Annotated in this window: 18 protein-coding genes; 8 read left to right on the top strand and 10 right to left on the bottom strand. The window is 62.7% G+C overall.

The window, feature by feature from the left end:
- Nucleotides 1–137 precede the first annotated feature (137 nt).
- On the top strand, nt 138–428 hold the full coding sequence (locus JAB4_RS10870) for a DUF2917 domain-containing protein (protein ID WP_070225010.1): 291 nt from the start codon (nt 138–140) through the stop codon (nt 426–428).
- A complete protein-coding gene (locus tag JAB4_RS10865) occupies nt 425–1,162 on the top strand; it encodes an NAD(P)-dependent oxidoreductase (RefSeq protein WP_070225009.1) in 738 nt (245 codons plus the stop codon). The genes JAB4_RS10870 and JAB4_RS10865 overlap by 4 nt, the downstream gene beginning before the upstream one ends.
- Before the next feature lie 2 nt (nt 1,163–1,164).
- Here JAB4_RS10865 and JAB4_RS10860 read toward each other — a convergent pair whose 3' ends face one another.
- The 3 genes from JAB4_RS10860 to JAB4_RS10850 form a co-directional block, all read right to left on the bottom strand.
- Nucleotides 1,165–2,484 carry a replication-associated recombination protein A gene (locus JAB4_RS10860; protein WP_070225008.1) on the bottom strand — a complete coding sequence of 440 codons (1,320 nt, stop codon included), beginning with the start codon at nt 2,482–2,484 and terminating at the stop codon, nt 1,165–1,167.
- Between the two features lie 72 nt (nt 2,485–2,556).
- Complete coding sequence (gene lolA / locus JAB4_RS10855) at nt 2,557–3,186, bottom strand: outer membrane lipoprotein chaperone LolA (protein WP_139143741.1); 630 nt, start codon at nt 3,184–3,186, stop codon at nt 2,557–2,559.
- A 31-nt stretch (nt 3,187–3,217) separates the two neighbouring features.
- Entirely contained in the window at nt 3,218–5,578 is a 2,361-nt protein-coding gene (locus JAB4_RS10850) for a DNA translocase FtsK (protein WP_070225006.1), read from the bottom strand.
- Nucleotides 5,579–5,793: 215 nt separating this feature from the next.
- On the opposite strand from JAB4_RS10850, the gene trxB reads away from it, so the two are divergent.
- The 3 genes from trxB (at nt 5,794) to JAB4_RS10835 (ending at nt 8,194) form a co-directional block, all read left to right on the top strand.
- A complete protein-coding gene (gene trxB, locus JAB4_RS10845) occupies nt 5,794–6,747 on the top strand; it encodes a thioredoxin-disulfide reductase (protein ID WP_034758671.1) in 954 nt (317 codons plus the stop codon).
- 7 nt (nt 6,748–6,754) lie between these two features.
- The gene (locus JAB4_RS10840; protein ID WP_070225005.1) at nt 6,755–7,429 is read left to right on the top strand and encodes a Smr/MutS family protein; all 675 of its coding nucleotides are present in this window, start codon (nt 6,755–6,757) and stop codon (nt 7,427–7,429) included.
- 135 nt (nt 7,430–7,564) lie between these two features.
- On the top strand, nt 7,565–8,194 hold the full coding sequence (locus tag JAB4_RS10835; RefSeq protein WP_034786156.1) for a trimeric intracellular cation channel family protein: 630 nt from the start codon (nt 7,565–7,567) through the stop codon (nt 8,192–8,194).
- Nucleotides 8,195–8,338: 144 nt separating this feature from the next.
- On the opposite strand, the gene JAB4_RS10830 is transcribed toward JAB4_RS10835, so the two are convergent.
- Nucleotides 8,339–8,677, bottom strand: coding sequence for a P-II family nitrogen regulator (locus JAB4_RS10830; protein ID WP_034758685.1), 339 nt, complete (start codon nt 8,675–8,677; stop codon nt 8,339–8,341).
- 59 nt (nt 8,678–8,736) lie between these two features.
- Nucleotides 8,737–10,353: an NAD+ synthase gene (locus tag JAB4_RS10825; protein ID WP_070225004.1), complete on the bottom strand. Its 1,617-nt coding sequence runs from the start codon at nt 10,351–10,353 to the stop codon at nt 8,737–8,739.
- An 88-nt stretch (nt 10,354–10,441) separates the two neighbouring features.
- Between JAB4_RS10825 and JAB4_RS10820 the strand changes: the two genes are divergently transcribed.
- On the top strand, nt 10,442–11,575 hold the full coding sequence (locus JAB4_RS10820; protein ID WP_070225003.1) for a GNAT family N-acetyltransferase: 1,134 nt from the start codon (nt 10,442–10,444) through the stop codon (nt 11,573–11,575).
- Between the two features lie 50 nt (nt 11,576–11,625).
- Here the strand turns inward: JAB4_RS10820 and ppa are convergent, their stop codons facing one another.
- Complete coding sequence (gene ppa, locus JAB4_RS10815; protein WP_070225002.1) at nt 11,626–12,168, bottom strand: inorganic diphosphatase; 543 nt, start codon at nt 12,166–12,168, stop codon at nt 11,626–11,628.
- A gap of 625 nt (nt 12,169–12,793) precedes the next feature.
- On the opposite strand from ppa, the gene JAB4_RS10810 reads away from it, so the two are divergent.
- On the top strand, nt 12,794–15,220 hold the full coding sequence (locus JAB4_RS10810) for a membrane-bound PQQ-dependent dehydrogenase, glucose/quinate/shikimate family (protein WP_070225001.1): 2,427 nt from the start codon (nt 12,794–12,796) through the stop codon (nt 15,218–15,220).
- A 97-nt stretch (nt 15,221–15,317) separates the two neighbouring features.
- Here the strand turns inward: JAB4_RS10810 and JAB4_RS10805 are convergent, their stop codons facing one another.
- Genes JAB4_RS10805 through hemC form a run of 4 tightly spaced genes read right to left on the bottom strand, consistent with a single transcriptional unit; the run spans nt 15,318 to nt 19,419 of the window.
- Nucleotides 15,318–16,514 carry a heme biosynthesis protein HemY gene (locus tag JAB4_RS10805; RefSeq protein ID WP_071650305.1) on the bottom strand — a complete coding sequence of 399 codons (1,197 nt, stop codon included), beginning with the start codon at nt 16,512–16,514 and terminating at the stop codon, nt 15,318–15,320.
- A gap of 4 nt (nt 16,515–16,518) precedes the next feature.
- A complete protein-coding gene (locus tag JAB4_RS10800) occupies nt 16,519–17,667 on the bottom strand; it encodes a uroporphyrinogen-III C-methyltransferase (protein WP_070224999.1) in 1,149 nt (382 codons plus the stop codon).
- Nucleotides 17,664–18,446, bottom strand: coding sequence for a uroporphyrinogen-III synthase (locus JAB4_RS10795; RefSeq protein WP_070225030.1), 783 nt, complete (start codon nt 18,444–18,446; stop codon nt 17,664–17,666). Before JAB4_RS10795 ends, JAB4_RS10800 begins: the two co-directional genes overlap by 4 nt.
- Nucleotides 18,439–19,419, bottom strand: coding sequence for a hydroxymethylbilane synthase (gene hemC, locus JAB4_RS10790; RefSeq protein WP_070225031.1), 981 nt, complete (start codon nt 19,417–19,419; stop codon nt 18,439–18,441). Before hemC ends, JAB4_RS10795 begins: the two co-directional genes overlap by 8 nt.
- Nucleotides 19,420–19,671: 252 nt before the next feature.
- Here hemC and ppc point away from each other — a divergent pair, with 252 nt between their 5' ends.
- On the top strand, nt 19,672–22,521 hold the full coding sequence (gene ppc, locus JAB4_RS10785; RefSeq protein WP_070224998.1) for a phosphoenolpyruvate carboxylase: 2,850 nt from the start codon (nt 19,672–19,674) through the stop codon (nt 22,519–22,521).
- Nucleotides 22,522–22,623: the final 102 nt, after the last annotated feature.

Below are 22,623 nucleotides of genomic sequence, written 5' to 3'. Positions count from 1 at the left end.
ATACAGTTGCCCGTTTTTTTGACAAGCACAGTGTACGACGAAGCAGACTGTATGCATGACAATTTCGGTTTCCTGCATCTGTCATGGTTCAAGCCCAGCGCCTAAGCTGTTCCTGTCCGCACAACAGGAGCGATGCCATGCAAACCGACCATGAATTACGCAGCGAACGCCCCTTGCGCCTGGAAAAAGCGCGCGCCAGGGTCATCGAATGCCTGTCCGGCACGGCCTGGATCACGGCCTACGCCCAGTTCGAGGATTGCGTGCTGCGCAGCGGTGAACGCTACACGATACCGAATGACGGCCTGGTGCTGGTCGAAGCCGTGGGCAGCGGACGCATCCGCGTGCATGGGACGGCAGCCCCGCGCCCCGCCCTGCTGCGCTGGCTGAACCAGGCACTGCCTCACACACTCAATACAAGGAATACATGATTCAACAACCTTTGCGCGTCCTCGTCACGGGCGCCGCCGGCATCATCGGCACCGCTTTCTGGAAGCGCCGGCACGGGGAATTCTCCCTGCGCCTGGCCGACCTGCACACGGACGGGCTGGCGCAAGCGCCCTGCCCGTCCATGCAGCTCGACGTCAGCGATTACGCCGCCTGCCTGGCCGCCTGCCTGGACATCGACGTGGTGCTGCACCTGGCCGGCGTCCCGCACGCCAGCGCCGATTTCGACGCGCAGTTACTGCAGCCGAACATCATCGGCACGCACAACATCTTCCGCGCGGCACAGGCACAGGGAGTGAGCAGAGTGGTATTCGCCAGCAGCGCGCAAACCGTCGAAGGCTATCCGCTCGATATGCAAGTGCATGAGCACATGCCGGCGCGTCCGGCGAACATGTATGGCGCCAGCAAGGCCTTCGGCGAAGGCGTGGCGTCGGCGTTCGCGCACCTGCATGGCATGACGGCGATCGCCGTGCGCATCGCCAACGTGGCCCGCTTTGCGCCAGGCCAAGAGCACAGCGCGCGCGACATCGCCGCCTTCATCAGCGAGCGCGACGTGGTGCAACTGCTGGCCCGCTGCATCGCGGCGGACGTGCCAGCCGGCTATCACGTCGTGCATGGCGTGTCGGACAACCGTTATAAACGGCTATCCATCGACGCGACGCGCCGGCTGGTCGGCTACGCGCCGCAGGATGACGGTTTTACCTTGCTGGGCCTGTAGCCTCAGCCCTTGCCGGCTGGCTTTCCTGCTTTCCTGTCCAGCTCGCGCAGCCAGGCCAGCTTGTCGGCAATCTTGCTTTCCAGACCGCGCGGCACGGGCTGGTACCAGCCCGGTTCCGCCATGCCGTCCGGAAAATACGTTTCGCCGGCCGCATAGGCATCGGGCTCGTCGTGCGCATAGCGGTAGGCGTGGCCGTAACCGAGTTCCTTCATCAGCTTCGTCGGCGCATTGCGCAAGTGCACGGGCACTTCCTTCGACTTGTCTTTCTTCACAAACGCCATGGCCGTATTGAACGCGTTGTAGCCGGCATTGCTTTTCGCGGCGATGGCCAGGTAAATCACGGCCTGGCCCAGCGCCAGCTCGCCTTCGGGCGAACCCAGGCGTTCATACGTTTCCGCCGCGTCATTGACCATGGTCAAGGCACGGGGGTCGGCCAAGCCGATGTCTTCCCAAGCCATGCGCACGATGCGCCGCGACAAATAACGGGGGTCCGCGCCGCCGTCGATCATGCGGCAAAACCAGTACAGGGCCGCATCCGGGTTCGAACCGCGCACGGACTTGTGCAGGGCAGAAATCTGGTCATAGAAATTGTCGCCGCCCTTGTCGAAGCGGCGCGAATTGAGGGTCAGCGCATTGTCGACGAAGGCCGCGTCGATGGTCGTCGTGCCCGTCGAGCTGGCGGCCGTCTCGGCCTGCTCCAGCAAGTTCAAAAAGCGGCGCGCATCGCCATCCGCATAGCCGATCAGGGTGTCGGCCGCCGCCTCGTCGAAGGTCAAATGCGTCAGCGCCGTGCTTTGCGCCTTGGCCAGCAACTGCTTCATCTCGTCTTCGTTGAGCGACTTCAACACATACACTTGCGCGCGCGACAGCAGCGCCGAGTTCACTTCGAAGCTCGGGTTTTCGGTGGTGGCGCCGATGAAGGTCACCAGACCCGACTCCACGAAAGGCAGCAAGGCGTCCTGTTGCGATTTATTAAACCGGTGGATCTCGTCGACAAACAATAAAGTGTGCTTGCCGAACTGGTCCAGGCTGTGGCGGGCCTGGTCCATGGCCGCGCGGATATCTTTCACCCCTGCAAACACGGCCGACAGAGCGATGAATTCGCTGTCAAACGCGTTGGCCATCAGGCGCGCCAGGGTCGTCTTGCCCACGCCGGGCGGCCCCCATAAAATCATCGAATGGGCCTTGCCCGCCTCGAACGCCAGGCGCAGCGGCTTGCCGACGCCCAACAGATGCGTCTGGCCGATGACTTCGTTGAGAGTAGCAGGCCGCAAGGCTTCGGCCAGCGGCTGGCGCGGTGCGGTGGAAAAGAGATCCGCCATAATATGTACCAGGTAAGAATGCAAAGGCCCCGCATGGTGCGAGGCCGGTCAAAAAAACAGCACGTGAAAAACTTAGTTGTTGATCACGTCCGCGCCTTTAGGCATCACGAATTTGAAATGGTTCGCGGACAGCGCCGGATTTTTCTGGAAATTCTTGAACGCCAGCACCGACGTCTGCCCGAACGAGTCGCGCAATTCCATCGCCTCCGGCACGCCGTTACGCAGGCCGATGGTGATTTCGTCGAAGGTCGTGTCCTTCGCTTTCGGCGTCGCTTTCAGCCATTCCAGGCCATCGCGCGTGCCTGCTTCGGCCAAGGTGAAATTCTTTTCCAGGTCGTTGCTGCCAAACAAGATGGCGGCCGGCGAGGAACCGAGCGCGTCGCCCAGCTTCTTGACCGTCACCTGGCTCAGGTCCTTGTCGTAGATATACAGCTTGTCGCCGTCCGCCTGCAGCAGTTGCTCGTACGGCTTCAGGTAGGTCCAGATAAACTTGCCTGGGCGCGCAAACTCGAAGGTGCCGCTGGCTGGCGTCGACACTTTCGCCTTGCCGCTGGCGTCCGCCTTCTTGACCTGGCGCTGCACGAACTCGCCCTTGGCCGACTTGGTGCCGGCCGCAAAGCTCTTGAACTGTTCCAGGGCACTGGCCGAGGCGCTGGCCGCGAACAGCATACTGCAGGCGACGCTGGCCGCGCCGAGGATCATTTTTGCTGCGAAAGTCGTATTCTTCATTCCGTTACCCTTGTTCACTACTCGCCGCCGGAACCAGGATTTCCCGGTTGCCATTGGATTGCATGGTTGATACCACCCCGCTCTGCTCCATCTGCTCGAGCAGACGGGCCGCGCGGTTGTAGCCGATGCGCAAATGACGCTGCACCAGCGAAATTGAGGCGCGGCGGTTTTTCAGCACCACCGCCACCGCCTGGTCGTACAGGGCATCGGCCTCGCCGCCGCCCTCGCCCGGCGCGCCGCCTTCGGCGCCGTCGCCTTCCAGGGTGCCGCCTTCGAGGATGCCCTCGATGTAATTCGGTTCGCCCTGCAGCTTCAGATGGCTGACAACGCGGTGGACTTCTTCATCCGACACAAACGCGCCGTGCACGCGCATCGGCAAGCCAGTGCCGGGCGGCATGTACAGCATGTCGCCCATGCCCAGCAGGGTTTCCGCGCCCATCTGGTCCAGAATCGTGCGCGAGTCGATCTTCGACGAGACCTGGAAGGCGATACGCGTCGGGATATTCGCCTTGATCAGCCCCGTGATCACGTCTACAGATGGGCGCTGCGTGGCCAGAATCAAGTGCAAGCCGGCGGCGCGCGCCTTTTGCGCGATACGCGCGATCAATTCCTCGACTTTTTTACCCACCACCATCATCAAGTCGGCCAGCTCGTCGATGATGATGACGATGGTCGGCAGTTTTTCCAGCGGCTCCGGCGAATCCGGCGTCAGGCTGAACGGATTCGGGATGTGTTCTTCGCGCTTTTTCGCGTCGGCAATCTTCGCGTTATAGCCGGCCAGGTTACGTACGCCCATCTTGCTCATCAGCTTGTAGCGGCGCTCCATCTCGTTCACGGCCCAGTTCAGCGCGTGGCCCGCCTGGCGCATGTCCGTCACGACGGGCGCCAGCAAGTGCGGGATGCCTTCGTAAACGGACATTTCCAGCATCTTCGGATCGATCAGGATCAATCGCACGTCGAGCGGGTCGGATTTATACAGCAGCGACAAAATCGTCGCATTGATGCCGACGGACTTGCCGGAACCGGTGGTGCCGGCCACCAGCAAGTGGGGCATCTTGGCGAGATCGGCCACGACGGGCTTGCCGGCGATATCCTTGCCCAGCGCAATCGTCAGGCTGGACACGCCATCGTTGTAGACCTTGGAGCCGAGGATTTCCGTCAGGCGCACGATCTGGCGCTTGCTGTTCGGCAATTCCAGAGCCATGTAATTCTTGCCGGGAATGGTTTCCACGACGCGAATCGAGGTCAGCGACAGCGAACGGGCGAGGTCGCGCGCCAGGCCCACGATCTGGCTGCCCTTCACGCCCGTGGCCGGCTCGATTTCATAGCGCGTCACGACGGGGCCGGGGTAAGCGGCCACTACCTTGGCATCCACGCCAAAGTCCGACAATTTCTTTTCGATCAGGCGGCTCGTGAATTCCAGGGTTTCCACGGACACCGTTTCCACCACGGGCGGCGCTTCGTCGAGCAGCGACAAAGGCGGCAGCTTGCCATCGCCCAGGTTCTCGAACAGATGCGCCTGGCGTTCCTTTTCCACGCGCTCGGATTTCACCACGGTCACCACCTGCGGCTCGATTTTGACGGGCGGCGCGGCCACGTGCTTTTCCACGTGCTTGGCCCGTTCGATGACCACCACTTCGTCGCGGCGCACGGCGGCCACTTCGCCCTGACGGCGGTCTTCGCGGTCCTGGTAGCGCAGCACGAACCAATTAAATGCGTCTTCGATCGCGCCGCCGATGCGTTCGGCCACTTGCAACCAAGAAACGTGGAAGAACAGGCTGAAACCGAGGCCGAACAGCAGCAACAGTAATAAAGTAGCGCCGGTGAAACCGAAGGCCACGTGGGCCGAATGCCCCACCAGCTGCCCCAGCACGCCGCCCGGGTCGCGCGGCAGCTGCACGTGCAGGCTTTTCGCCATGCGCAGGTATTCGAGCCCCATGCTGCCGATCAGCATGATGGAAAAGCCGACGATGCGGATCAGCATCTCGACATGGTGCTCGCGCTCCACCTCTTCCTCTTCCAGCAGGAAGCGCTTACTCAGCCGGCGATAGCCATTCCACACGGTGCGCAACAGCCACACGCACCACCACCAGGCGGAAAAGCCGAAGATATACAGCAACAGATCGGAAAAGGTGGCGCCGAGCTTGCCGCCCAGGTTGGCCACCTTGTCGACATTGGTGGCGTGCGACCAGCCGGGGTCGAGCTTGTTGAAGCTGGCCAGGATCAGCACGAAATACAGGGCAAACGCGGCCAGCGCGAACCAGCGCGCCTCGGACAGCAGCCGTACCAGCCGGTTGGGCAAGGGCCGGCGTTCGACCGGTTTTCGGGTGTAGCTATTTTGATTGGCCTGGGCTGGTTTAGTCATTCTGGGAAGCGCTGCAAGGTGAAAAATGTTTCTGAAAGGGAATTTCCCATAATAAGGAAGTATTCTAAGCCATATATGCCCCGGACGGCCCCACGATTCGTCGCTACAGGCGGCTTGGTCTATAATCGAGGATTGCTTGCGCAAGCGCAATACAGCCTTGTTCTTCGCGCGTATGCCCCCAATTCGGATAGACCCCACTCATAGAGAAGCCTCCCATGACCACTACCAAACACGCCCGCGTTTTGATCCTCGGCTCCGGCCCAGCCGGCTACAGCGCCGCCGTCTACGCCGCCCGCGCCAACCTGAACCCGATGCTGGTCACCGGCGTGGAACAAGGCGGCCAGTTGATGACCACCACCGACGTGGAAAACTGGCCCGGCGACCCGATGGGCGTGCAAGGCCCGGACTTGATGCAGCGCTTGCTGCAGCATGCCGAGCGTTTCAATACGGAAATCGTGTTTGACCATATCCACACCACTTTCCTCAATGAAAAGCCGATCCGCCTGAAGGGCGACAGCCACGAATACACGTGCGACACGCTGATCATCGCCACGGGCGCATCCGCGCAATACCTGGGCCTGCCGTCGGAAGCGGAATTCATGGGCAAGGGCGTGTCCGCCTGCGCCACCTGCGATGGCTTCTTCTACCGCAACCAGGAAGTGGCCGTCGTCGGCGGCGGCAATACGGCCGTCGAGGAAGCGCTGTACCTGTCGAACATCGCCAACAAAGTCACGCTGATCCACCGCCGCGACAAGTTCCGCGCCGAAGCGATCCTGATCGACCGCCTGAACGCCAAGGTTGCCGAAGGCAAGATCGTGTTGAAATATAACCACACTCTGGACGAAGTGACGGGCAACGAAGGCGGCGTAACGGGCCTGAACATCAAATCGACCATCGACGGCAAGGTCGAAGCATTGAGCGTGCATGGCGTCTTCATCGCCATCGGCCACAAGCCGAACACGGGCATCTTCGAAGGCCAGCTGGACATGCACAACGGCTACATCAAGACCAAGACGGGCCTGGAAGGCATGGCCACGGCCACCAGCGCACCGGGCGTATTTGCAGCCGGCGACGTGCAAGACCATATCTACCGCCAGGCCATCACCAGCGCCGGTACGGGTTGCATGGCAGCACTGGACGCCCAGCGCTACCTGGAAGGCCAGGAGTAAGCGTCGCATGGCGTCGATGAAAGACTTTGCCGACCTGAAAGCGGTCAGCAAGCAGCTCAAGGAGCAGGCCGATGCGCGCGCGCAAGCCGCGGCTGAGCGCGCGCAACAGGTCAAGGTGCAGGCCGTGGAAAGCAATCTGTTCAAGGCCAGCATCGGCGGCGTCAAGCGCCTGCCCGAGTCGGACCGCTACGTGCCCAGCCTGCCCAAGGCGGGCGCGGCAAGCGCCCAGCAGCCCGCGCGCAAGTTGTCCCCGGAAGAGGACGACGCGGCCGTGCTGCGCGAGTCGCTGTCGGACTTGTTCGAGGTCGACCATTATCTGGAAAACGATCCGGCCCTGAACTACGCCCGCCCCGGCGTGGGGCCGGACGTGGTCAAGAAGATGCGCAAGGGCCACTGGCCCATCCAGGATGAGCTGGACTTGCACGGCTTGCGCCGCGACGAGGCGCGCGACGGCATCGGCGCCTTTCTGAACCAGGCGACGCGGCGCAAGCTGCGCTGCGTGCGCGTAATCCACGGCAAGGGTTTTGGCTCGAAAGGCCAGGAACCGGTCTTGAAATCGATGGTGCACAGCTGGCTCGTGCAAAAGGAGGAAGTCATCGCCTTCTGCCAGGCGCGCCGCTCCGAAGGGGGCGATGGCGCGCTGGTGGTATTGCTTTCTTCCGCGCTGCAGCCCATCCGCTAGGATAGATAGCAAGAAATTACAATTCAGTAACAAGTTACACCCTGCACACGGCCCCGTTTGTCACCATTCGGGGCCGTGTCATGTTAACCTGTGACAATTATTTCCTGCTTAGCGTCTCGTGCACGCGCTCCACCCATGATGCCACCCCAATTGCCGCCTGGCTCGCTGATCAAGATCATTGAGGTCATCGCCATCCTGGTGGGCGCGTTTTCCGGCTTCATCGAAGCGCGGCGCAAGCGCATGGACCTGGTCGGCGTATTCGTCGTGGCCTTCATCACGGCGTTCGGCGGCGGCACCTTGCGCGACATCCTGCTCGACAAGCGGCCTTTGTTCTGGGTTTCGCACCAGGAATACGCGATCCTGATCTTCGTTCTGGCCCTGACGGCCGCGCCCCTGATCCAGCATTTGCGCCAGATCGTCTCGGAACGCCTGATCGTCATCGCCGACGCCATCGGCCTGGGCATGTTCGCCATCGCCGGCGTGGCCGAAGCCATGCGCGCCGGCATGCCGATCTTTATCGCGTCGATGATGGGGGTGATTACGGGGATTTTCGGCGGCGTGATGCGCGACATCGTCTGCAACGAAGTGCCGATGGTGTTTCGTGACGGAAAACCCTACGCCATCTGCGCGTTTTTCGGCTGCTGGGCTTATTTATTGCAGATGCACTTCGGCGCCGAGCACGACTTCGCGCTATGGACCAGCGCCAGCGGCATCACGATACTGCGCCTGATCTGCTGGAAATTCGACATGCGGCTGGGGCGCTGAAGCGCAATCCAACAGCTTTGTTAGCTCAGCAGCGTCGGCTTACGCGCTGGCGCGCTAACCCGACCTACGGCCATATAAGGGATACATCACGTAGGTCGGATTAGGTCTGAAGGACCGTAATCCGACAACATTGTTGGCTTGGATTTACACCGCGTCCGGACCCGTCTCGCCCGTGCGGATGCGGATGACCTGCTCCACGTCGCGCACGAAGATCTTGCCGTCGCCGATCTTGCCCGTGCGGGCCGCCTTGATGATGGCGTCGACCACCAGTTCCGACACGCTGTCGTCCACCACCACTTCGACTTTGACTTTCGGCAAGAAGTCGACCACGTACTCGGCGCCACGGTACAGCTCGGTATGGCCCTTCTGGCGGCCAAAGCCCTTCACTTCCGTCACGGTCAAGCCCGTCACGTTCACGTCGGCCAGCGCCTCGCGTACTTCGTCGAGCTTGAATGGTTTGATGATGGCGGTAATCTGTTTCATGGCTTTCTCCTTATTGATAATCGTCAGTTCTTCATTAGCTGGCTTAACGGAACCCCGCCTTACTCGTAAAACTTCGAGGTAATCGGGTAGCGCCAGTCGCGGCCGAAGCCACGGTGCGTGACGCGGATGCCCACCGGCGACTGGCGCCGCTTGTATTCATTGATCTTGATCAGGCGCGTGACCCGGGCCACATCGGCCGGCGGGTAGCCAGCCTCGATAATCTCGGCGATCGGCCGGTTTTCTTCCATGTACAGCTGCATGATGCCGTCGAGTACGTCGTATGGCGGCAAGGAATCCTGGTCCAACTGGTCGGCGCGCAGTTCGGCCGACGGTCCCCGCGTCAGTATGCGCTCGGGAATCACGTCCGACACGCTGTTGCGCCAGGCACACAGGCGGTACACGAGCGTCTTGGCAATATCCTTGATCACGGCAAAGCCGCCCGCCATGTCGCCGTACAGCGTGCAATAGCCGACCGCCATCTCGCTCTTGTTGCCCGTCGTCAAGACGATACTGCCATGCTTGTTCGACAGGGCCATCAGCAGGGTGCCGCGGATGCGCGCCTGGATGTTTTCTTCCGTCGCGTCCTCCGCCAGTCCCGCGAACTCGTCCGCCAGGGTGGCGCGGAAGGCGTCGAAAGTTTGCTTGATCGGAATTTCATCGTAGCGCACATCGAGGCGTTTTACCATGTCGCGCGAGTCGATCCACGAGATATCGGCCGTAAATTGCGACGGCATCATCACGGCGCGCACCTTGTCGGCGCCCAGCGCATCGACGGCGATGGCCAGGGTCAGCGCAGAATCGACGCCGCCCGACATGCCGATCAGCACGCCCGGAAAGCCGTTCTTGACTATATAGTCGCGCACGCCCAGCACCAGCGCCTGGTACACCTGCGCCTCGGTGGTCAACGGCGTGGCCAGCGGCTGCGGCACGGGCGTGGCGCCGTCGAACTCGACCAGTTGCAAGTCTTCCTCGAAATGGCGCAGCTGGGCGCAAATGGTGCCGGCCGCATCCATGACAAACGAATCGCCGTCGAAAATCAGCTCGTCCTGGCCGCCGACCAGGTTGGCGTACACGAGGGCCATGCCTTGCGCGCTGACGTTCTTGCGCATGGTTTCATAACGCAGATGCTGCTTGTTCATGTGGTACGGCGAGCCGTTCGGCACCAGCAGCACTTGCGCGCCGGCAGCGCGGGCGCGCATCGGTGCATGCTCGAACCACGTGTCTTCGCAGATATTGATGCCGAAACGCACGCCCTTCACGCCAAACACGAAAGCCTGGTCCGACGACGTAAAGTAGCGTTTTTCATCGAACACGGTGGTGTTCGGCAAGTCGTGCTTGCGGTAGGTGCCCAGCACTTCGCCATTGAGCAGCACGGAGGCGGCATTGTGGCGCACGCCCTTCTCGTCCTGCAGGGGCACGCCCACCACCACGTGCAAATCCTTGAACTGGGCCAGGTCGCGGGCCAGCTCGGCAAACGCCTGCTGCGTTTTTGCGTAGAATGCATTGCGCAGTAATAAGTCCTCGGGTGGATAGCCGACCAGCGACAGTTCCGGCGTGAGCACGATATCGGCGCCCGCTTCAAAGGCGCGGCGGGAAAGGTCGAAGATCTTGGCACGGTTGCCGGCCAGATCGCCGACCGTACTATTCATTTGAGCAATTGCGACTTTGACTGTCATGATGATGGATATTTTCGTTCTATTAAACAAGACAGGGGCACACAGGCCGATGGTGGCGCCCCGAGAGTGATGAATGCACACTACAACAATGAATTATCGCACGGCTATCGTCACTACCCTGGCTGAAATTGGCGAAGCGGCCTGGTCTGAACTGCTGGCGCGCCAGGCGGATAGCAATCCCTTCCTCTCGTATGCCTTTTTGCACGCGCTGCACGAGTCCGGCTGCGCCAGCGCGGACACGGGCTGGCAACCGAATTACCTGGTGCTGTGGCAAGGAGACACGCTGGCCGCCGCCCTGCCCCTGTACCTGAAAATGCACTCGTACGGCGAATACGTGTTCGACTGGGCCTGGGCCGACGCCTATCAGCAGCATGGCCTCGAATACTACCCGAAACTGCTGTCCGCTATTCCCTTTACGCCCGTCAGCGGCACGCGTTTGCTGGCCCGCGATGGCGAAGCGCGCGCCGCCCTGCTGGCCTTTTTGCAGGCCCAGCAGCAAGCGGCCGACGTGTCGTCCTGCCATATCCTGTTCCCGCCGGAAAGCGAGGCGCGCCAGCTGGCCGAGGCCGGCTACCTGATGCGCAGCGGCGTGCAGTTTCACTGGCTCAATCCCGGCTACACGGATTTCGAGCAATTTCTCGCCACCCTGGAACACAAGAAACGCAAGAATATCCGCGCCGAGCGGCGCAAGGTGCGGGAAGCGGGTGTGACCATGCGCCAGGTGCGCGGCATGGACGCCACGGACGCGGACTGGAAGCTGTTCCACCGCTGCTACAGCAATACCTATGCGGAACACCGCTCCTCGCCCTATCTGTCGCTGGACTTCTTCCGGCGCATAGGCGCGACCATGCCGCAGAACATTCTATTGGTGATCGCCGAGCGCGAAGGCCGGGCCATCGCCGCCTCGCTGGTGATCCACACGGCCGACACCCTGTATGGCCGCTACTGGGGCGCGCTCGAACACGTACCGTGCCTGCACTTCGAGACGGCCTACTACCAGCCGCTGGAATTTTGCATCGCCAACGGCATCGCCACCTTCGAAGGGGGCGCCCAGGGCGAGCACAAGATGGCGCGCGGCTTCCTGCCGCAAAAGACCTGGTCCGCCCACTGGCTGGCCCACCCTGCCTTTGCCGACGCCGTGCAGCGCTTCCTCGAGCGCGAACGGGGCGGCATCGATGCCTATCTCGATGAGTTGAACGAACACAGTCCGTTTCGCGCATAAAAAAACGCTCCCGGCCATGACTGGCGGGGAGCGTTTTTTAACTGATGCTGTTAGGCTTTTGCAGCATCTGCCTTGTAGGCGGCGACGCCGCCCAGGATTTCTTCCTTGGCCACGTCAGGGCCATACCAGCCGTCGATCTTGACCCATTTGCCTTTTTCCAGATCTTTGTAGTGCTCAAAGAAATGCTGGATCTGGCGCAAACGCAGTTCGTTCAAGTCTTCCGGCTTTTGCCAGTGGCTGTAGATCGACAGGACCTTGTCGACTGGCACGGCCAGCACTTTCGCGTCTTCGCCCGACTCGTCGGTCATTTTCAGCACGCCGATAGGACGGCAGCGCACGACCACGCCCGGGATCAGCGGGAACGGGGTGATGACCAGCACGTCGACCGGATCGCCGTCCGGCGACAGGGTGTTCGGCACGTAGCCGTAGTTGCACGGGTAATGCATGGCGGTACCCATGAAGCGATCGACGAAGATCGCGCCGCTTTCCTTGTCGACTTCGTACTTGATCGGATCGGCATTCATCGGGATTTCGATGACGACGTTGAAATCGTTCGGCAGGTCGCGGCCGGAAGAGACGTTATTCAAACTCATGGGGTTCCTCATTAGCGGATGGTGTTTTAACCGCGCAATTATAGCGAAGTACAGGCAGCTTGTGCGATGCAGCAGCGGCGCGCCGGCGTTTTGCGCGTCCAGCCAGCAACACTCGCCAGCACGGCCGTCCGGCACGCGCAAGCTGCTGCCGAGAGAATAAACAGGCTATTGGGAATAATAAGTAGAAACACTTAAGCATTACTACGGTCGACGCCGAGTTAATACCTGAAATATCGTCATATTTTCATTTCAATATCACCATGCAGCGGACATGGTTATCATAACCGGCATTGCATTTATTGCAGCCACTTATAACAACTGTGTCAGGCTTATTCTCCCCGAACTGTCAGCGCGTGATGGCGCGGCCGTCTCACCATCGATGGCCATCAAGCCTGCCAGCCCGGAAACTCCCCCATCCAGTATAATCTTTGCGCTTATTTGAAGCATTTATTTGATTCAAATGACGGCCTGGCCAAAAAATGGCACGACCAGAAGACAATCATCAATTCTGATAAACTGTCACATTCTGGTGATTCCAAACTTTGTATATTCTGCAATCGACGCCTTCCCTGAATTCAATATGGCGCTTTCAACGCGCCACCGATAAATCCTTGCAAAAAGGAATATGATGATTCCCTCCTTCCGGCCCGGGCCTTTATTAAAGGTCACCGGCGTTATTTTCATTCTTTTTGGCCTCGCCCTGCTGGGCGGCGGCATCTGGCTGGCCACGCTCGGCGGCTCCTGGTACTACCTGCTGGCCGGCATAGGCATGCTCGTCGCCGGCGTGCTGGTGTTCCAGGGCAAGCGCAGCGCGCAAGCTTTCCTCGCCTTCTTGCTGACCGCCACCCTCATCTGGTCCGTCATCGAAGTGAAATTCGACTGGTGGCAATTGCTGCCGCGCCTCGACATCTGGTTTGCCGCCGCCGTCTGGCTGCTGCTGCCCTTCGTCAGCCGCCGCCTGGCGCCACCCGCCGCCGCGAAACAGGGGCAATTGGGAAGGACAGCCCTGTCCGCCGCCGTGGCCCTGACCGTCATCGCCGGCGTCATCGCCCTGTTCCAGGACTACCATGACCTGCATGGCGACGTGCCGGCCGAAAACATGGCCGCCACCGCCAGCGGCGACCTGGCGCCCGGCGTCGAGCACAACGACTGGTCCGCGTATGGCCGCTCCGGCTATGGTGACCGCTACGCCCCGGCCGCGCAGATCACGCCAGCGAATATTTCCGGCCTGAAAGAAGCCTGGACCTACCACACGGGCGACTTCAAGGGACCGAACGACCCGGGCGAGATCGCCAACGAAGTCACGCCGCTGAAGGTCAATGACATGCTGTACCTGTGCACGCCGCACAATATCGTCATCGCGCTGAACCCGGACACGGGCAAGGAAATCTGGCGCCACGATCCGAAGATCAACCGCGACGCGGCCAGCTACCAGCACATGATCTGCCGCGGCGTCGCCTACTGGGACGTCAACGCGGGCCGCGCCAAGAACAACCCGGCCCCCGAAGCGGCCGGCATGGAATGCCCGCGCCGCATCCTGGCGCCGACCATGGACGGCACCATGATCGCCGTCAATGCCGATACGGGCGAGTCGTGCAAGAGCTTTGGCAACAACGGCGTCGTCAACCTGTATAAAAACATGGCGATGATCAAGCGCGGTTTCCTGATGCCGACCTCGCCGCCCGCCGTCTCGCAGAAAATGGCCGTGATCGCCGCCAGCGTGACGGACAACCATTCGACGGAAGAACCGTCGGGCGTGATCCGCGGCTACGATCCCGTCACCGGCAAGCTGATGTGGAACTGGGACCCGGCCACGCCGGAAGATACCAAGCCCTTCCCTGAAGGCAAGAACTACACCAACAACTCGCCCAACTCGTGGGGCGTGGCCAGCATCGATGAAAAGCTGGGCATGGTCTACATCCCGATGGGCAATGAAACCCCCGATACCTGGGGCGGCAACCGCAACAAGAATGGCGAGAAATTCAACAGCGCCATCGTCGCGCTCGACCTGGCGACCGGCAAAGTGCGCTGGGTCTACCAGACCGTGCACCACGATATCTGGGACATGGATATCGGCGGCCAGCCTAGCCTGGTCGACATCGACACGCCGAAAGGCAAGGTGCCGTCCGTCGTCGCCACGACGAAACGGGGCGACATCTATGTGATCGACCGCCGCGACGGCAGCCTGGTCGTGCCGGCGCCGGAAAAACCCGTACCGACGAACAATCCTGCCGCCGGCGACACCTTGTCGCCCACGCAGCCGTTCTCGGCCCTGACGTTCTTGCCTGAACGCAATATCAGCGAAGCGGACATGTGGGGCACGACGCCGTTCGACCAGCTCGCTTGCCGCATCATCTTCAAGGAACGCCGCTATGAAGGCCCGTTCACGCCGCAAACGGCCGGCAAGGGCGCCGTCATCTCGCCGGGCCCGCTGGGCATCTTCGAATGGGGCGGCGCGGCCATCGACCCCGTGCGCCAGTTGTTGATCGTCAACCCTGACTACATGGGCTTCCTGGAAAAACTCGTGCCGCGCGCCGAAACGACGGCCAAGGGCGGCACGGGCGGCGAAATGGGCTTGCAGCCGCAGACGGGCGTCCCGTTCGCCGTGGAAATCAAGGCCTTTTTGTCGCCGCTGGGCTTCCCATGCCAGGCACCGCCGTGGGGCTATGTGGCCGCCGTCGACCTGCGCACCATGAAAAAAGTGTGGATGCACAAGAACGGCACCACGCGCGACAGCGGTCCCGTGCCGATTCCATTGCCACTGGGCGTGCCCAGCCTGGGCGGCATGGTCACCACGGGCGGCGGCGTGACCTTCCTCAGCAGCACGCTCGACTATTACATCCGCGGCTACGACGTCAGCAACGGCAAAGTCATCTGGAAAGCCCGCTTGCCGGCCGGCGGCCAGGCTACGCCGATGAGCTATGTGTCGAACAAGTCGGGACGCCAGTTCGTCGTCGTCATGGCCGGCGGCCACGGTTCGCTGGGCACGAAGATGAGCGATACCCTGATCGCGTATGCCTTGCCCGAAGGCACGGCCGTACCGAAGAAGTAAAGCTCGAAGAAGTAAATTAGCAAGGTAGCAGCGCAAAAAAAGCCGTTCAGTCTGCACTGAACGGCTTTTTTACGTCTGGAGAAATGGCCTACAAGGCTTACAGGATGGTGGCCAGCGCGCACTGCCGGTAATGGGCGGCAGCCTGTTCCGTCTGCTGCAAGGCATCGTGCATCTGCGCCAGCTTCAGGTGGGCGTCGCGCACCATCTGCGGTTCGTTGGCGTCCGACAAAGCCTGCTCCAGGTGGCGCTGGGCCTTGCCCCACAGTTTTTGCTTGAGGCACAGGGTACCGAGGGTCAGCGCCAGTTCCGCATCGAGCGGACGCTGTTTCAGCCATTGCTCGCAATGCTCGATCTGCAGCAGCAAGGCCGGCGTGCCGCTCGGGGCCGCCGCTTCGCGGTAGGCGCGCACGACGCGCTCGTCCCAGTCGGCGGCCAGCGACTCTTCGCACACGAGGCGCGCTTCGTCATGCAGGCCGCGCGCATTCAGGGCCGTGGCGGCGCGGCAGGCGATATACGGCTTGACCCGGTCGGCGCTTGGCACGGTCGACCATACGCGCAGCAAGGATTCGGCGTCATGCGACGGGTCGGACAGCAAATGGTCGTAAGCCAGTTCGCGCAGGCGCGACGACAGGGCCGGATGCAGGGCGCGGTGCTTGTCGAGCGAACGCACGAGGCGCAGCACTTCCGGCCAGTTCTTCGCCTGCTGCTCGGCTTTCAGCGACCATTGCAGCGCGTGAATATGGCGCGTGCCGCTGGCGTTGAGTTCGCGCACGGCGGCCAGCGCCGCTTCCGGCTGGTGGTCGTCGACCAGCAATTCCGTCACCGTCATCAATCGGGCCGTCTTCAGGCTGGCGTCGCCTTCGACGCGGGCCAGCCAGCTGTCGCGGCGTTCGGACTGGCGCATGCGGTGCGCGGCGCGCGCGCCGATCAGCGCGGCCAGGCCGGCGTTTTCGTCCAGTTCGGCGGCGCGCAAGGCGGCCTTCTCGGCATGGCCGAAACGGCCTTCGAACAGGGCTTTCAAGGCTTCGCGCAAACCCTTGTTGCCATCGCGCTCACGCTTGCGCTGGCGGTAGGCCGCCACTTGCGCCGGCATGCGCACGGTGGCGCGCACGGCGCGCACCAGCAGGTACAGCAGCACGAACAGCACGACCTGCAGCAGCAGGAAGAAGTTCAGCGACAAATCGATGCGGTATGGCGGATAGAACAGCACCACGTTGCCAGGGTTGAAACGGGCCGTCACGGCGATACCGATCGCCGCGGCCATCAGGGCGAGTAACCAGAGAAATAGACGCATGGGCTCAGGACTTCGCTTTGTAGTTGCGCACAGCAGTCAGGCTGTCGGACAAGGTTGGCATTTCGATGGCCAGATTGCTGCCCTGCACCTGGCGCAGCAGGGCTTGCGCCGTCTGCGTGCTCTTGGCGCGGGTGTCGAAATACTTGGCCAGCGCATCCTGCGCGGCGATCAAGTCGTTGCGGAACGCCGTTTCATTGCGCGACAACAAGGCCATGCGGGCATTGAGCAAGCGCAGCTTGACGTTTTCGCGCAAGAAATACGATTGCGTCGGCGACAGCATCAGCGCTTCCGGCGTATCGACCCGGCGGATACGGATCAATTGACGCACGTCGGCCCACATGTCGCCGCTCCAGGTATTGAAGCCGTCGCGCACCTTTTGCAGCAGCGGTTCCGGCGCCGGCGGACCCACCAGCTTGCCGCTGGCATCGCGCACGGACTTGGCCTTGCCCGGTTTTTCCGGCGCGGCCGGCAAGGCCGGCGTTTCGTCGGACAGCATCGGCAAGGAATCGACCTGGGCGATCACGGCGTCGAGGCGCAGGGCCACGCCCGTCGAATCGACGCTGGGCAGGGCCTTGAGTTTTTCCATGTCGCGCCCGATGGCGCGGCGGATGGTGATGAATTGCGGCTTGTCGGAACGCGACAGGCTGCGGTCCGCGTTTTGCAGGGCGATCAGCGCGCCGGGCACGTTGCCGGCCAGCTGCAGCTGCTGGCTGGCCGTCGACAGCACTTGCTCGATTTCCGTCAGCGCCCACTCGTCGCGGTTCTTCGACAAGTCGTTATACAGCTGTTCCAGGGCCAGCTGCTGGCTTTGCGTTTCGCTCTGGCGGTTTTCCAGCGCACCCACCTTGATTTCCAGCTCTTTCGTGCCTTCTTGCACGGTGCGCGCCAGCACGCCCGTTTCGGCGTTGCTGACATCGCCCTTTTGCAGGCGCTTGGCCACTTCTTCGCGCAGGTTGCGGATCTGCTTGCTGGACGACCAGCTTTGCGCCGCCAGCAGCACGGCCAGCACGATGACGGCGATGCTCATGGGCTTTTGCAGCTGTTCCAGCAAGGTCGGCGCGCGGCCGGCAGGTTGGTCGGCCGCCTGCGGCGCCGTCTTCACGGCGCTGCCAGGCGTTGCATTCGGTTCGGAGAGTGTAGGCATTTCGTTCATGGTCGTGATTGTAACGCGGCGAGCACTCCTGCGTCGCCTGATCCTGTCAGGGTGACACGGGCAAAACCCAGGGCCGCCGCCGTTTGTGCAATGCGGGCGTGCGGCACGATCAGATGTTGCTGTTGCATTTTCACAACAGCCGTCTTTTCAGCATCCAATTCCTCAAGAAGCGCCAGCAAACCGCGCAGCGCTTCCGAGCTGGTGATGATCCAGTCATTATTATGCTGCAACAGCTTTTCCAGGGTCGCCCGCAATGCCGGCGTCAGCGTTGGCACCTGGCGGCGGTAGGCCGTGACGAACTCGACTTCGGCGCCAGCGGCGCGCAAGCCCTCGGCCAGGTAATCGCGTCCGCCGTCGCCGCGCACGATCAGCACGCGCTTGCCGCGCAGGGCCGGCAAGTCCAGCGCCAGCAATAAATGTTCGGAATCGCTGCGCGCCGTGTCGAGCGGACTGGTGATGCTGGCATTCGCATCCGTGACGCCATGCGCGGCCAAGGCCATCCGGCTGCCCTCGCCCACGACGGCCAGCGGCACGCCTGGCGGCCAGGCGGACAAGTGCGCAAAGACGCAATCGATGGCGTTCGGCGAGACGAAGGCCACCAGGTCGTAATCAGCCAGGCGCGCCAGCACGTCTTGCAGCTGCGCGCATTCATCTGCGCCGTCGAGCGCGTGGATTTCCAGCAGCGGCAGCAGGGTCACGGGCCAGCCCAGCGCCGTGATCCTGGCGGCCAGCGGCCCCGCTTGCGCCGCGGGCCGCGTGATCACCACCGTGTCAGGCATGCGGCGCCAGGCCTTCATGGTTGTCGGGCGTAATGGCGCACGAGGCGAGGATGCCGGCGGCATCCTGTGCGCGCAGCAGCTCGGCCACCTGTTCGCCCAGCAGCTCCGGCGCGCTGGCCGGGCCTTCGAACTCGGCGCTGGCCATGCGCGCGCCGTCCGGCGTGGCGACCATGGCGCGCAAGCGCATGCTGTCGCCTTCGACAGTGGCAAACGCGGCCAGCGGAATCTGGCAGCTGCCGCCGAAGATCTTCGACACCTTGCGCTCGGCCGTGACGGCTTGCGCCGTATCAATATGGTTCAGCGGCGCCAGCAGGGCCGTCATGTCGACGCCGTCGGCGCGACCGGCGCGCACCTCGATCGCCATGGCGCCCTGGCCGGCGGCAGGCAGGCTGTCTTCCGGCGCCAGCACGGCGCGGATGCGCGACGCCAGGCCCAGGCGTTTCAGGCCGGCGGCGGCCAGGATGATGGCGGCGTAATCGCCACGGTCCAGCTTGCCCAAGCGTGTGTCGAGGTTGCCGCGCAGGGGCAGAATCGTCAGGTGCGGGTAGCGCGCGGCGATCAGCGACTGACGGCGCAGGCTGCTGGTGCCGACGACGGCGCCGTGCGGCAGCTCGGCCAGGCTGGCGTAATCGTTGGACACGAACGCGTCGCGCGGGTCTTCGCGCTCGAGGATGGCGGCCAGGGCAAAGCCTGCCGGCAACTCCATCGGCACGTCTTTGAGCGAATGCACGGCCAGGTCGGCGCGGCCCTCTTCCATCGCCACTTCCAGTTCCTTGACGAACAGGCCCTTGCCGCCTACCTTGGACAGGGCGCGGTCCAGAATCTGGTCGCCGCGTGTGGTCATGCCGAGAATTTCAACGCTACACTGCGGATACAGGGCGGCCAGGCGCGCACGCACGTGTTCGGCTTGCCACATGGCAAGACGGCTCTCGCGCGTGGCGATCACCAGGCGGGAAGGAATATTTTGGGTCAATTCGGATGCTTTCAAAACAAGTTCTTTCGCTGTGGCTGTCGTTGTCGTTGCCAATTCGCCCGTCCGATATCAATTTGTATCGGAATGGCGCCCGGCCTCGCTATAATCGTTATCCCTTAGCCTAGAAGGCCAAGTCAGGCTAGCGTCCATGTTGAAGACCACAAATTTTATCATGCGCCCCCTCCCCTCTGCGGCCAAACGCCCGGTGCGATCCACATTCCCTTGCTTTTACACTTACTTTGGTTCTTTATTATGCTCAATGACGCAGTAGCACCAGAAATAGTTCCAGCGGCCGGCTCCGACAAGGACGCGCCGCTGAAAGAAGATATCCGCTTGCTGGGCCGCCTGCTGGGCGACGTGCTGCGCGAACAGGAAGGCGACGCCGTCTTCAATGTGGTGGAAACCATACGCCAGACTTCCGTGCGCTTCCGCCGCGAAGCGGACGCCGACGCGGCGCTGGAACTCGACGCCATGCTCAAGGAACTGAGCCGCGAACAGACGATTTCCGTCGTGCGCGCGTTTTCCTATTTTTCGCACCTGGCCAACATTGCGGAAGACCAGCATCACATCCGCCGCCGCCGCGCCCACCTGCTGGCCGGCTCGCCGGCGCAAAAGGGCAGCGTCAGCTTCGCGCTGAAAAAACTGCGCGCCGCCGGCGTGCCGCGCAAGACCGTCGACACCTTCTTCCAGGACGCCCTGATCGCGCCCGTGCTGACGGCCCACCCGACGGAAGTGCAGCGCAAGAGCATCCTCGACGCCGAGCACGACATCGCCCGCCTGCTGGCCGAGCGCGACCTGCCGCAGACGCCGAAGGAACGGCAGGCCAACATGCAGCTGCTGCGCTCGCGCGTGGCCACCCTGTGGCAGACGCGCATGCTGCGCTACTCGAAGCTGACGGTGGCCGACGAAATCGAAAACGCCCTGTCCTACTACCGCATCACCTTCCTGCGCGAACTGCCGGGCCTGTACGACGACATCGAGGAAGACATCGCCGCCGAGTACCCGAACGGCAACGGCACGATCGAGCCGATCAATGCCGCCTACGTGCAGATGGGCAGCTGGATCGGCGGCGACCGCGACGGCAACCCCAACGTCAACGCCGGCACCATGCAGCACGCGCTGGCGCGCCACGCCACCACCATCCTCGACTTTTACCTCGACGAAGTGCACGCGCTGGGCGCGGAACTGTCCGTCTCGACCCTGATGGTGGGCGTGAGCGCCGAACTGCAGGCGCTGGCCGACCAGTCGCCGGACGCCTCGCCGCACCGCAGCGACGAACCGTACCGCCGCGCCCTGATCGGCATCTATGCGCGCCTGGCCGCCACGGCCCGCGCGCTGGGCGCCACCAACATCCTGCGCAAGGAAGTGGGCGCGGCCGCGGCGTACCCTGACGCGGCCGCCTTTGTGGCCGACTTGCGCACCATCGTCGCCTCGCTCGAGTCGCACCACGGCGCGGCCCTCGTGCGCCCGCGCCTGGCGACCCTGGCGCGGGCGGCCGACATCTTCGGTTTCCACCTGGCATCGCTCGACATGCGCCAGACTTCCGACGTGCACGAGCGCGTGCTGGCCGACCTGTTCGCGAAAAGCGGCGTGGCCGCCGACTACACAACCCTGTCCGAAGAAGACAAGCAGGCGCTGCTGCTGAACGAACTGGCCCAGCCGCGCCTGCTGTACTCGCCCTACATCGCCTACGCCACGGAAACGGATTCCGAACTGGCCATCCTGCGCGCGGCGCGCGACATCCGCCAGCGCTACGGCGCGCGGGCCATCCGCAACTACATCATCTCGCACACGGAAACCGTGTCCGACTTGCTGGAAGTACTGCTGCTGCAAAAGGAAACAGGCTTGCTGCGCACCGACTGGCAGGCCGGGGGCGACGGCGACAGCACGTGCGAGCTGATGGTCATCCCCCTGTTCGAGACGATCCCCGACCTGCAGCGCGCGGCCGGCATCATGAGCCAGCTCATGGCCTTGCCGCTGGTCAAGCAATTGATCGCCAAGCAGGGACAGTTGCAGGAAGTCATGCTCGGCTATTCCGATTCGAACAAGGATGGCGGTTTTCTCACGTCGAACTGGGAACTGTACAAGGCGGAACTGGCATTGGTGGCGGATTTCCAGAAGGCCGGCGTCAAGCTGCGCCTGTTCCATGGCCGCGGCGGCACGGTGGGCCGTGGCGGCGGACCCAGCTACGAAGCCATCCTGGCGCAGCCGCCGGGCACCGTCAACGGCCAGATCCGCCTGACGGAGCAGGGCGAAATCATCGCGTCGAAGTTTTCCAACGCGGAAATCGGCCGGCGCAACCTGGAATTGCTGGTCGCCGCGACCCTGGAAGCGAGCCTGGCGCCGCAGGAAGCCAATCCGGCCCGCAACGGCCAGCTGGCGCAATTCGAAGCCGTGATGGCGCAGCTGTCGGACCTCGCCTATCACGCCTACCGCCACCTCGTGTATGAAACGCCGGGCTTTACGGAGTATTTCTTCTCGGCCACGCCGATTGCGGAAATCGCCGAGCTGAACCTCGGTTCGCGCCCCGCCTCGCGCAAGGCCAACCAGCGCATCGAAGACTTGCGCGCCATTCCCTGGGGCTTTTCCTGGGGCCAGTGCCGCTTGCTGCTGCCGGGCTGGTTCGGCTTCGGCAGCGCCATCGAAGCGTGGATCAACGATGGCGAGCCAGCGTCGAAGGATGACAGGATCGCCACCCTGCGCGCCATGTACGCCGAATGGCCGTTCTTTGCCACCCTGCTGTCGAACATGGACATGGTGCTGGCCAAGACCGACCTGGCCATCGCGTCGCGCTACGCGGAACTGGTGGCGGACCAGGACTTGCGCGAACGCATCTACAAGCGCATCACGGAAGAGCACGGCAACACCTTGCGCTGCCTGGAGCTGATCACCGGCAATACCGAGCGCCTGGCGGGCAATCCGCTGCTGGCCCGCTCGATCCAGAACCGCTTCGCCTACCTCGACCCGCTGAACCATTTGCAGGTGGAATTGATCAAGCGCAACCGCGCCCTGTCCAGCGCCAGTAAAGTCGATGAACGGGTGCACCGCGGCATCCAGCTGTCGATCAACGGCGTGGCGGCAGGCTTGCGCAACACGGGCTGATCGCGCCGCATTGCCTTCGGCAAGCAGGGGCCGGCACCGCAAGGGTCGGCCCTTTTGCTTTCCAAATGGAAAAATATTCTCAATAAAACAACATTTGGTATT

Source organism: Janthinobacterium sp. HH102 (genome assembly GCF_001758625.2).
Taxonomy (GTDB): domain Bacteria; phylum Pseudomonadota; class Gammaproteobacteria; order Burkholderiales; family Burkholderiaceae_D; genus Janthinobacterium.
Note: the sequence above shows the minus strand (reverse complement) of the source record. Positions and strands in the feature narration are given on the sequence as shown.